The following is a 12,084-nucleotide window of genomic DNA, read 5'->3' as shown; positions in this document are numbered from 1 at the left end:
AAATCCATCGTTTAGGAACTACCATCATAAATTTCTTCACTTTATTAATGATATAACTATATGAAAATATATATGGAAACACTAGAATCACTAAGGTTTTTTAAGGAAAAAGCAATGGACCCTTAGTAATACTAACAAGTCTCGTTAAGAATCCTACAAACAATTATGAATCACTTTGAATATTACTCTCATAAATCCTTGAACTACTTCCCCAAGGATGGTATCCATCACCTATATAAGTGAATCCATATTTTTCATAGAATCCTATGTGGTCCGTACAAAGAAAAACTTTACTGAACCCCGCTTTTTTTGCATCAGCTTTAGCACGTATCAGCATCTCTTTGCCTAAAGACCTACCACGATAGTTATTTTCGATATATAGGGCACATATCCAAGGCCATAAATCCATACGACTAATAAAATCATTGCTAATAAGACCTGCACAGCCAATAGTTTCACCCGAATCCTCCATTACATACCAAATAGGTAACGGAGATTCTGCTGCTATACTGTGTGTAATACAGTCCTCATATACTTTCTTACTGCTTTCGTTTGCCCATTTACACTGAAAATATTTAATTGCTTTTTCTTTATACTCCGGATGTTCTCTCACGCTAATAATTCGCATATGACTTTCCCTTCATAAACTTATTTCTTAAAACAAAGAAGAATTCCTGTCCTTCGGTTATATTCACTCCCTTAGTAATACCCTCAATTTCAGATTGTACTGAGCTTAGTAAAATATCTATCATGCATTTCAATCTTAACTCAATGAAACTTAGGTAAATTTAAATTTTCTGTCAAAGAGGCGGTAAAATCAGGAGAATGCTCAATGCGAAAAGTATAACCATCCTTCGTTATATGTAGTTTCTCTTTTAAAACAGAGTTTTCCATGTTTTTCGAGAGGGTTTCAATAAACTCTGCATGCGGTGTGCCAAATGTCACTACCATCTTTGGCGGTAATGCCTTCATGGCAATGGGAATCCAAGGTCTTTGTTTTGAAACCACTATAACATGGGCTGTTCCACTTATTACAAAATTAAAGATATTTGATTCTTTTCCCGTTTTCATACCAAAGTCCTTTTTCAGCCAATCGCGAAAAGTTGGTACGTTATCAACAGGAAAACCAATCTCTCTTATATAGAGAGTTCTTAACTTCCCAGTTGGGTTTATTACATCCTCATTTATATAATCATGTGCAATGATTTCAAGAAGGTGACCGTCTCCATCACGAAAATATAGATTTTTCCTTCCATTTGTATCGTCGATATATTTACCATGTTCTTGTCTTAGAATCAATAATCCAGATTGTTGTAAAAAAGCTGCTACTTCATCAAAAAGGGAATATGATACTTGAAAAGCAAAATGCGCTGGAGGCACCGGTTCGTAGGACTCTTTAAAACTCAATGTCGTAAATGGCGTAAGCTGAAACCGAATAAAATCATTAGATTCATAGATCATGGGGAGTTGCAGTCTGTTAGCGTAACATTGCTTTACACCTTCTAAAGATACTGTTGTTAATTCTAAATCCGAGAAATGAGTAATCAAATTCTTTCCCCCTAAATATGAGGTGGTACCCTACCTATTTGTAAACAGAGCAACTTCGTGAGCACATTTCTACACTTATTTCGCTTTTTTGAAAAAGACCGCTGTCCCTCCCTCTTGATTTAAAACCCCTACTTCTTTGGCAGACATCAGTTTCACGATATTTTCCACCTTGTATTGCTCTTCAGTTGTTACAACTATGTTTGAATCTCTTCCATTCGTGCTAGTTTGCCGGTCTTCAACTTTTGGGAGTTCATCTCGTATAAGTACGTCTGTACTCTGCAAGTCTTTCATAAAATAGGATAGAGCGAGAACTGCTCCAAAACCAACAATTAAAGTTGATTTTTTATTCATGGATTTAACCTCCTAAACAAATTTTAACTAGAAACACCTGTGACAACATCCATATTTTAACACAACATTCACTGGATTACTTGAATATTTTCCCTTATAAATCGAGATTGAATTTTCTAAACTACTAGCTTATAAAGTAAAATGAATTTACTATGAATTCCTCGTTTTAGTGACACAAGAAAAAGGCTGCGTCTGCAACCTTTGGTAACGAAATTCCCTTTTTTATCAAAAAATGAAATTATATATGTATTGCTCTCCGATTTTTCCGATCTTCCTTGTACCAGTATCTTTAAAACCTACTTTTTCATATAACTTCTGAGCAGGAACATTTTTATGGTTTACAGCTAATATAATTTCATCGCAATTTGAAAATTGTTGATTGACAAAGCTCTGTATTTTTTTCATCCCATTATATGCAAATCCTCTGCCTTGATGGGAATGATTTATTGAAAGTGCAGTTAATAACATGGCTTTAGGGTTATTTGTATAATCTTTTACCCTATCACTTGAATGTAATACGAAAAAACCTACTGGTTCATTATGATTAAGAATTACTATCGGATGTCGCTCTTTCGTTATTTCCAGCATCTTGGTTGGTAATGCGGTGAATTTTTCTTGTTCTTTTGGTAATTCAAATGCTTTTAACCACTCCAAGTGTTCTGGTTTATATTTCTGTAAAACTACCTCATCCAATGTATTCATACAAAACCTCCTACCCATATGTTTAAATAGACTGCCGAATTTCATTGTCCATAAAAAATTAAACTCATTTAGCTTTTAAGTAAAGAAAAGCGTACCAAACAGTACACTTTTGTTTGCATGCTGTTTTTTTCAAATCACTAAAGACTAATCCTTTAATCCTTTTCCGTCGAGAATTTGCTTCGTACATTTTTCAACCCTTGAAACTCGAGTTTTCGATTGCTTCGGTTGAGAAAAATGAAGAAAATATGCCCTTTGCCGTCCTGGCGTCAATGCTTCAAAAGCAGTTTTCAAGGCAGGGAGTTCATCAAATTTATTTTGCAGCTCTTCTGGAATGATGATTTCTGTATTATACTCCACTTCCAGACCGGCCTTCTCAACTTCAATGGCTTCTTGGATATAAGCTTTCAAGATTGGTTCAATCGCAACGATTTCCTGAACATTGGTGAACCGAATCTGGCGTGCCCCTTGGACGTTCTCCGTTTGTTGAATGAGAATTTCATTGACATCCTTTAATAGAGCACCTTTGTGAAACAGCAGCGCACAATACTCTTTAAACCCGTGTATTAAAACGATGTTTTTTTTCTCATAAGTGTAACAAGGATGCATCCACTTAAATTCTTCAGTCAGCTCACAATCAAGTACAATCCTTCTCAATACCTCATATTCTTCCTGCCAGTTTTTAGCTTTATTTAAAAATTCATCAACCTTAGAATTTGTTTTACTGTTTGTCATCAAAGAACACCCCTCTTTAACATAACTCATCATCTTTTTTTCAGATCTGCACCCGGACGAGTCAGACCACTTCTAGTCTGGTCAAACCTTCAATTTATTAGTACCTGAATTTCAGTTGGTTTCTGGTTTACAATAGGACATGAATTGGTGATGTGTCAAGCAGATCTGGCTTAGGTCTATGTCGTTAATCTGCCCCGTTAGTCAGACTCCAACGTACAATGTACTTTGAAGCGCAAGTCAACTAATTATAAAGTTCTCCCTTGAGTAAAGTTATACAGTCTCCAATCAACTCGACTTTTTCTCCCATTATCTTTAGTTTTATTTCACCGCCGCGCTTTGAATCTTGGTAAGCCATAAATTCTTTTTTATTTAAACGATAGCCCCAATATGAGGCTAACGCACAGTGTGCAGACCCAGTAACGTAATCTTCATTAATTCCTATCTTTGGAGCAAAAACCCTTGATACAAAGTCATATTTATCTGAGCCAATACTAGTAATAATTATCCCTGGACCGTCCAGTTCTTTAATTGCTTCCAAATTAGGCACTGCTTTATGAACCAAATGCTGATTTTCCAGTTCTAAAATGTACCGATCTTCCGCCCAAGCAGCATCTTTTATAGGAAGCTGAATGACGCGTTTTAATGTCTCAGTCACTTCTGTTTTAGTTGATTCCTTAATATCAAACTTCAGGATTATTTGTTGTCCTAACAACTCAGAGCGAAGAAGTCCTGTCTGAGTATAAAAGTTTATGGCTGACTCTGACGAAGAGAAACCCTCACTCCACAAAATATGAGCAGCGCCTAATGTACCATGCCCGCATAAATCAATCTCATTAGTCGGTGTGAACCATCTCAGCTGATAGCTATTTCCACCTTTTGGTGTAATGAAAGTTGTGATAGGTTGATTGAGTTCTGCTGCTAATGATTTTAACCACTCTTCCGATCTTTTCTCGCTCATGAAAACGATTGCCGCAGGATTCCCCTTGAACTTTTCTTTAGAAAAAGCATTAATAAAATAAATTCGGTTATTCAAATACTTTCCCCCAATTCAAAATGAGTTAAATTAAATATCCATTATTATACAACACATCATTAAACTAACATACCCTTTTCGATCCCAGCGGAATGATACAGTCAAAGTTTAAATTCTCCAAAACTGAGGGCATTCATAGTGGAATGTTATACTGAATAGGTTGAAACTTAACTTATTCTCAGAAAAAAAAATCCCCTACAAATAAGTGTAACACCCATGTTTGTTCATGGTCTTTTTACACTGTCTACTTTAAGGGGATAATATCAGTATGACCAGCTTTACATTGTTACTCCAAAAATATTAATGGGAATTGATAGGTTTGAAGAAATAAATCTGTTCATGATCAACAGCGAAACTCACCGTATCTTCCGTTTTTGGTAAATAAATTTAAATCATATTCGTGCCGTCCAAGTTCAACATATATTATAATCCACACGCTATTAATATCTCAATCTTCCAAAATTTTTATATCAAGCATTCTTTTTAAGTGATTTTTATTTTGTTCTAAAAGTGTTGGATTTCTAAAATAAATGATAACTGACAAATATTCTGATAAAGTTATGACCTTATCTTCATCTAAAAAGAATAATAAAGGCACGCCTTTCACAGAAAGTTTCCCTAGTGTTCTTACCTCTGAGAAATCTTCAATCATTACTGCTCTATATTCTTCTCTTAATGATGGTCCTTCTTCAATAACTTCGGATTTATGTAATAATGAAATATATTTATCATAATCTGATTTCATCCATTTGTTTTTATTATCCCATATGGGCGGTTGCTCCCCATTTAAATACCAATTTCTTTCTAAGTTAGGTGTTGCTATCACTTTTCCTTTAGGGAAAAGAAAATCTCCTGCCTTACCTAACCAATCAAAAAATACCGTTTCTAATTCCAGCCACTCTTCAGTGGTATACGAGGGATTGGCAAACTCATTTTGAACGGCATCAAACCCCCATGAATCATAAAAATTATTTACGTTTAATAATAGATTATTCGGCATTCCGAATTTTAATATATATTCTTCTATTTCATCATTTTGCTCCCAATCATAAAAGTCATACTTAACTAATTGAGATAATAAGTTTTTTGTACTAATACTAAACATTTAATCTCCTTCTTTGTAGAAATATACATATTTCCCTTGGACCAAAAAGCGATGAAAGTAATTTTTTTGAGCATGCCTTAAACCAATTTCCCCTATGTACATAGGGGAAATAAACGACTTTAAGTACAAAAGAGATGCTTGCCATCAAACATCACCCCTTTTACATACAACTATATTTTTTTATACTTTTTTAAAACCATATAAACAATGACCACTGCAATAAATGAAAAATCACAAATATCCACCACCATAGTTGAGTCTCTGAAAATCAAACGCACTACAAGTATTATTAACCATGCTAATAAAAATAATGGAAAAATTTCTTTCATAAGTACACATCCTATCATTTGGCACAAGCTTTTTATCTCCTCAGGAGTGTAGTTATCCAGGCGTAACGAAAGAACCTGGTAGACGTCTCACTTCCAAGGTTCTTTCATTTTTATGAGGTAGGCTTTAAAGTTACCGGAAACTACTTTTTTGCTTTCCGCTTACTCTTACATCTTTTCGCATGCTGCGTAACACATCCATATAACTCCAGCGACGAGTGATATTTATCTCAATCTACTTCATCACTTGAATGTCTTAAACTTGATAATATATGGTTTGCCTCCATTTCATCGCATCCCTGTTCATTTAATTTCTTCTCTTTTATTTTATGTAGAAATTTATGTCCACCAATGCAGAACGAGACTGTTTTCTTACAAAAGTGCTTTTATCTTGTAAACCTTGATTAATCATGAGCAAAATCAGATTTTTGTTTATCTTTTCATATTTTTTTGCTATATGACCAAAACACCGTATAGCTGTTCCCCGAATAGTAGCATCCTCATGTTCACTGAAATCAATCATAATGTCCTGAACAAAATCTAGATTATTAGAACTTCCAACCAACCTCAATAAGCCAGTAATAACTTCTTCTATAACTTCGGAATTTATAAGATTGATGGATTCTTCATTTTTTTCTATATTTTTACTATATTTTTGATTCTTATCATGAACAATTTCATTTAAGACCTTCTCGTATGACGCTATTTTGCGCCAAAGTAACAAATATTCCATTGAATCCGATTCACACTGATCTAATTCTTTAAACGCAAGAATTAAAGATTTCTTGGTTTCTAATTCTTTTTCGTTTTGTCTAAATATATTTCTATTATCTCGATACATAATGCTATTTCTCTTAAAATTCCTTCTTGCTTCTGCAAGAGAATAATCTCCATTTGGACCACCCCAAACTTCATCTGAATATGGATCGTCTTGTCCATCATCCTCCCAGTTACAAAGTTCACAAATATAATAACCACCACGCTCTTCTAATGTCGGAAAGCCACAACAAGGACATTTTTCACGTTGCACATAAACCCCACCTTAATAATCCTATAAAATCGTATACAGCTTAACGCACTAAATTTTATTTCTTATACCTTCAAAGAATCTCTTTATCTCCTTTATTGATTTAAAATAATAGTATAGGTAACTCACAGAAGTCACTCCAGCTAACACCATCGTATATATGAGAAGTGATTTACTATTACCAAAAAAATCATCAAGCACCGTATGAAATCTTATAAACGAAATCATCAACATTAAGAATAATCCACCAGCTAATAATAAATCCGTTTTCTGATTCAAAAGTAAGATTTTTTGATACTTAGGGTCCATATCGTCAGTTAATATTGAATTTTCACCCTTCTTACTATGTATGATAATAATGACTAATCCATTAACAAGTAAAATTAATGCTAGGCAATATGGATTTACTTTCACGAACAATAATAAAAGAAGAAAATTAATAACAATATAAAATAGATATATTTTGAGCACTTTATGTAAACTTAAATTATCATAGCTTTTATAATAGGATCTTGCTGGAGAGACTAATAGAAATTGCAATAACATGATAGATAGAATACCGTTAAACATCTTGTTTTCTCCTAGTTTTTGGTGATTTATATAAGAGGTGCTTTTAATTGAAAAGCACCTCTTAACTAACAAAAGCTCTAATAAAAATCCTTAAGGTAACCCAAAGACAAGCATAGGCACCTCCATGAGCCGCGTTTATACGAATGAGGAGGATTTTTCTTAGAATAAAGGGAACAGGGTAGTTTGGTGTTTTTCTAAGTCCAAAAATCTTTGGTTAGTTCATTTTTGAACAGCTATTGTTCACTTTACTCTTTCAACCTAATTCTAATTCAGAACTATTTATATTTAACTTCTACTTGTAATACCATCTATTTGCCAATTGTTTTTTATAACTTCAAACCCATTTTTTTCTCTTGGCAACATTAATATTGAGTAGACTTTCACCAGATCCTTATATGAAGGAGAGTATTCGATTTCTGAATCATGATATGCCATAGGTATCTATTACTAAATTAATAATCAGTTCATTAATTAAACCCAGACTATATTGATTTAGAAGCTGCTCCATGTCAAATTCTAATAAATACCCAAAGAAATCCTTTTCTTTAACAATGCGTAGTGTCAAAGATAAGCCATTTAGACTCCAAAACTCAATTAATTGCTTTCTCCGAAAAAGTGTTCTGTTAATAAGGTATAGTCTAAAAGAAAATTCTTCTCATTCCGATGACTTTCTACCCAATTCTCACCATCTTCATCCATACTTACCTTTATACCAAATATATCGCTCTTCAAAGTCAAAAAATATTGAATTATACTTTGTAACTCTTCAGATTTATTAAATGAATAATCATATACCATCCCAAGAGATAAGATATTTGTCATGATTCCCTCTTTCTATTTCCAAAGTAGAACTTATTTCGGGAATATACATAAGTAAAGTGGATATTTATAAATACATAGCTAAATGTATTAAACATCCTCAAGCCAAACATTGAATACTTACTTGAAAAAGTGCTTCTTTACTACCTTTACCATCAATTACATCAAGTGTTAAATTGTAAACTACAGCTCTTGGATTTAGTTCCATATTATATTTGAACCCCACTAAAACAGGGCTGTTAACATACTCTAATGATTTAGGTTTTGTAATGTATCCCCATTTTACTTTCATATCACAATTTTTTATAATTGTTTCTGCAAAATAAATGGCTATATCCATTGCCAAGGTGGTACTCCCTAAACTTAACTTTTTATTGTTACTTCTAACTTCCTCTTTAAGCCAATCTGGAGTATTCTGTAGTTCATTATCTATTTCTTCTTTGGTCTTTACGGTAGTTTTAATATGGGTTAAGAACCATTGCCATAAACTAATTAATGACATAGGCGAAAAATCCAGTAAATTCCCCTTCCCCCCAGTAGCAGTAAATAAAACCGACAAAAGATTAATTCGATTGGGCACTTCTAATACATACCATTTAAAGTGTTTCTTCGCTTCTTTGGCTGACATTTTCTCAAAAGGTTTTACCTCAAAGGGTGGGTCCATTAAAGAGTAGTCCAAATATCTTCACTCCTAATCATAAATGATATAATCAATATTGCGATTATTAAGTTAATTTAACAAGTTTTTTGACCCTCCTACTTTCCCAGTTCTAGCACTCCTAAAGAAGTGCCATACAGCGCCTCTTATCTTCTTATTTATTATGAGTTCCGCATCTTTCTTTACCTTTGTTTTTATTCTTTTTGACAGCGTAGTATAACCAACTTTGGACTCATGTGCAATACCTTTAGCATATTGGTCAATATACCTTCTCCCTAGGCTAGTCTTATAATATTTTTGTGATTCATCACCGACTAATTTTTCAAGGTACTTTTCACTAGCTATTCCTGTTTACCACAACACCACGTTAATTCATCCAATAGTGATATACTTTTTTCCTTCCATCTGAATTTCCCTATATATATTTTTACTCATCAAAACTTCCGTCCAGACTCATTGCACCTATCGAAACTAAAAAACCCCGGATAAGGGACACTTTTATGTTTGTCCGTTATCCCGGGTACAGTTCAAATGTCTAAGGTAATTTTGTTAAAGCAGCTATAAAACTGCACCTAAAATACTTAACTCGTGATTACTGTTAATAGCATAAATATAACAAAACCTACATATACACCAGTTTTCTTTTTACTATCAGGTTCATCTTCAAATTTTCTCGTAAGTAGCAACATTACTGCTGCTCCCATACCGAAAGAGTAATGTATCGCATTTACAATAGAGTCTTCATCTTGTCCTAAAAACGCATATAAAATTATACAACTGCTTAATACGGCAATAACACCGAACGCAATTTTTAAAAAAATATGATCCTTAATAAACCGATCACTTGAATTGGCAATCAATAGAATCCCAAATAAACCTAAGACACTATAAAATAAGAATGTATTCATATGCATATAACCTCAATTTAATAGAATGTAACATTTTATTTATTCTTCCGTTCCTATCTCCCTTTTAAAAGACTGGCCATAAGTTTACGGGCCAGAATGGGAGTTTTAACGGGCAACCGCGTGGATTTTAGTTTTCACTTTCAAATATACCCATATTAAGGTTAATAAGATTTATATTTTATTTCTATCCGACGTTCTTTATTAACCTTCCGCTTTTCCGATTTATTGGAAGATAACGGTTTTCGCATGGGAGAGAAGTCTGGCCTTTTTCTCTTATTTCCATTCTAATTTAATTATTTCATTTAAATCTATTCTCGTTATATAAATATCATTATCTTTCAAACTTTTTATTTCTAGTCTATTCATAGTTGATAAGGGAAGTGAGAAATCCACGTTAGTAATTCTTTTGATTAAAAAGAAATTAAAACCGTTAATATATTCATTTTCAACTAAAAAGTCTAATACCTTATCATTGAATGATTCTTTAGAAACATTCAACAAGGAGAAGTATTCATTATTTTCAATGATTTTTTCTTTCATCAAAATTTTCTTTGGAAACATATTCGGTATCTGTATTAGTAAAGAGTAATTCTGAGACATGAAATTATAAAAAAATTCTTTCCAATTAGGGTTTTCTATCTCACAAATTCTTTCTGGGATTCTATCTGTTAATATGGAGAGTGAAAATTCGTTTTCATATCGGTCTTCCATATGTTCAATTTCTTTCTTTGAATAATACATTAATAGGATTCCTCCCTTGTTTAAAATAGGAATTCTGAAATGAAAATGTAATTCTTATTATTAATATATTTTGGCTTAACCTTAAACCCAGAAGGAATCATTGACCTAGGAATATAGTGGGTTTTACTGCCCCCTAGATGAATATGAAATATAGAGTATCGCTGTGTATCTACGCCTTTCTTTTTGAAAATAGATAATCCATGATAATCGATTGATAACATTCTTTTATTTTTATGCATTACCTTTATTATATACCCACCTTTTAAATTTGTTTGTACACTATATCCGCTTTTCTTTAAAGCCTTTTGCACATGTTTTTGTTTAACAAAGGACGCTATTTTTTTTGAAACGAATTTTATATTTTTAGGATTTCTTAAGGCCATCTTTAAAGCATATCTAGCAATATATTTAATTACCCATGCATATTCGCCATCAGGATCTATAAATTTCATCGGATTATTATTCGCATAAGTATACCCATTTTGTGACAAAGGTTCGTCTTCATCCCCTGGATGTGGATCTAATGCTAAGAATGCACCATTTTCAGGGTTATAGTAACGTGCTTGAAGATAATAGTTCTTGGTTTCCTCATCATAGTAATATCCAGCATATCGTATAGGATTTTCTTTTCCGATATTCCCTTCAACTGCTAACACATTACCATAGGCATCATACTCGTAAGAACCCACTTCTTTATCATCTGCATCACGAATGCTTAGTACATCGCCACGGTGGTTCGTAATGAATTGGTATGGATTTGTTTGGAACCTGCCATTGGCGTTTTTTTCTTTTATGATCATTCCAAGGGCTGTGTAACCATCCCATTCATAGGAACGGTACTGGGTAATTTGATTATTTTCTTTGACAATTTCCATTTCTAATACTTCATCATTATAGAAGTATTCATGTGTTGTAGTACCAATTGTTTTTGTTAAACGCAAACCATCTTCATCATACGTATAGACTGCGATAACTTTGTCAGCAGACGTTTTAACACTTGTTAATTGTTGACGCTCATTGTACGCATACTTGTAGTTTTCATCTTCTAATAAGTTGCCATTGCCATCATATTTGTATGCTGTGGCATTTTTCTTTATAATTTGGTTCGCTTCATTGTAAGAGAATGTATATTCTTTACTCTTCAAATAGGATTTGGTACGATTACCAACTGCATCATATTCATACGTATTCACATCGCCATTTGGTAATGTTTCCTTCGTTAATTGCTCATTTTTATCGTATTCAAACACTGAAACATTACCATCTACTGCTTCTTTGGAGATATTACTATTTTTTGTGTAATCATATTTAATCTCAAATGGTTGTTTTGTTTTACTTGTGTACGTTAATGAACTTAATAAGTTTGCATCATTAAATTGTGAAGTTTGCTTTAAGACACCATCATTCAAGTTAAGTATGCTTTGATTATCTTCTGTATTTTTATCATATTGATAATCATGTAGGATATCATCATCCACACCATATTTCACATGATCGATATCATCACTTTTATCTTTAAATAATGTTTCCTTCTTCACACTTAACCCTTTATCATACGCAGATA

At 33.0% G+C, this 12,084-nt stretch carries 16 protein-coding genes; all 16 read right to left on the bottom strand.

Annotated features, from left to right (window positions below; all coding sequences use genetic code 11):
• Nucleotides 1-163 precede the first annotated feature (163 nt).
• Nucleotides 164-628, bottom strand: coding sequence for a GNAT family N-acetyltransferase (locus tag ASU00_RS11640; protein ID WP_057913630.1), 465 nt, complete (start codon nucleotides 626-628; stop codon nucleotides 164-166).
• Between the two features lie 140 nt (nucleotides 629-768).
• The gene (locus ASU00_RS11635; RefSeq protein ID WP_057913629.1) at nucleotides 769-1,548 is read right to left on the bottom strand and encodes a VOC family protein; all 780 of its coding nucleotides are present in this window, start codon (nucleotides 1,546-1,548) and stop codon (nucleotides 769-771) included.
• Between the two features lie 75 nt (nucleotides 1,549-1,623).
• Nucleotides 1,624-1,899, bottom strand: coding sequence for a hypothetical protein (locus ASU00_RS11630; protein WP_057913628.1), 276 nt, complete (start codon nucleotides 1,897-1,899; stop codon nucleotides 1,624-1,626).
• Between the two features lie 225 nt (nucleotides 1,900-2,124).
• The gene (locus ASU00_RS11625) at nucleotides 2,125-2,601 is read right to left on the bottom strand and encodes a GNAT family N-acetyltransferase (protein WP_057913627.1); all 477 of its coding nucleotides are present in this window, start codon (nucleotides 2,599-2,601) and stop codon (nucleotides 2,125-2,127) included.
• Nucleotides 2,602-2,745: 144 nt separating this feature from the next.
• Nucleotides 2,746-3,333 (bottom strand): YdeI/OmpD-associated family protein, encoded by a 588-nt coding sequence (locus tag ASU00_RS11620; protein WP_057913626.1) that lies wholly within the window; start codon nucleotides 3,331-3,333, stop codon nucleotides 2,746-2,748.
• A gap of 241 nt (nucleotides 3,334-3,574) precedes the next feature.
• Entirely contained in the window at nucleotides 3,575-4,366 is a 792-nt protein-coding gene (locus ASU00_RS11615; protein WP_057913625.1) for a PhzF family phenazine biosynthesis protein, read from the bottom strand.
• A 448-nt stretch (nucleotides 4,367-4,814) separates the two neighbouring features.
• Nucleotides 4,815-5,471: a hypothetical protein gene (locus ASU00_RS11610; RefSeq protein WP_057913624.1), complete on the bottom strand. Its 657-nt coding sequence runs from the start codon at nucleotides 5,469-5,471 to the stop codon at nucleotides 4,815-4,817.
• A gap of 170 nt (nucleotides 5,472-5,641) precedes the next feature.
• A complete protein-coding gene (locus tag ASU00_RS25420; protein WP_161809727.1) occupies nucleotides 5,642-5,800 on the bottom strand; it encodes a hypothetical protein in 159 nt (52 codons plus the stop codon).
• 319 nt (nucleotides 5,801-6,119) lie between these two features.
• Entirely contained in the window at nucleotides 6,120-6,827 is a 708-nt protein-coding gene (locus ASU00_RS11605; protein ID WP_057913623.1) for a CPCC family cysteine-rich protein, read from the bottom strand.
• A 48-nt stretch (nucleotides 6,828-6,875) separates the two neighbouring features.
• Complete coding sequence (locus ASU00_RS11600) at nucleotides 6,876-7,394, bottom strand: hypothetical protein (RefSeq protein WP_057913622.1); 519 nt, start codon at nucleotides 7,392-7,394, stop codon at nucleotides 6,876-6,878.
• 285 nt (nucleotides 7,395-7,679) lie between these two features.
• Nucleotides 7,680-7,829, bottom strand: coding sequence for an Imm64 family immunity protein (locus ASU00_RS26925; RefSeq protein ID WP_152983741.1), 150 nt, complete (start codon nucleotides 7,827-7,829; stop codon nucleotides 7,680-7,682).
• Between the two features lie 159 nt (nucleotides 7,830-7,988).
• Complete coding sequence (locus tag ASU00_RS11595) at nucleotides 7,989-8,216, bottom strand: Imm64 family immunity protein (protein ID WP_057913621.1); 228 nt, start codon at nucleotides 8,214-8,216, stop codon at nucleotides 7,989-7,991.
• Between the two features lie 97 nt (nucleotides 8,217-8,313).
• The gene (locus tag ASU00_RS11590) at nucleotides 8,314-8,892 is read right to left on the bottom strand and encodes a hypothetical protein (protein WP_057913620.1); all 579 of its coding nucleotides are present in this window, start codon (nucleotides 8,890-8,892) and stop codon (nucleotides 8,314-8,316) included.
• A gap of 560 nt (nucleotides 8,893-9,452) precedes the next feature.
• The gene (locus tag ASU00_RS11585; protein WP_057913619.1) at nucleotides 9,453-9,779 is read right to left on the bottom strand and encodes a hypothetical protein; all 327 of its coding nucleotides are present in this window, start codon (nucleotides 9,777-9,779) and stop codon (nucleotides 9,453-9,455) included.
• Between the two features lie 273 nt (nucleotides 9,780-10,052).
• Nucleotides 10,053-10,520 (bottom strand): hypothetical protein, encoded by a 468-nt coding sequence (locus ASU00_RS11580; protein ID WP_057913618.1) that lies wholly within the window; start codon nucleotides 10,518-10,520, stop codon nucleotides 10,053-10,055.
• Nucleotides 10,521-10,540: 20 nt separating this feature from the next.
• Nucleotides 10,541-12,084 (bottom strand): RHS repeat domain-containing protein (locus ASU00_RS11575; protein WP_330219534.1); only part of this gene is annotated, 1,544 nt, incomplete at its 5' end.

This window comes from Peribacillus muralis, assembly GCF_001439925.1.
GTDB lineage: Bacteria > Bacillota > Bacilli > Bacillales > DSM-1321 > Peribacillus > Peribacillus muralis.
Note: the sequence above shows the minus strand (reverse complement) of the source record. Positions and strands in the feature narration are given on the sequence as shown.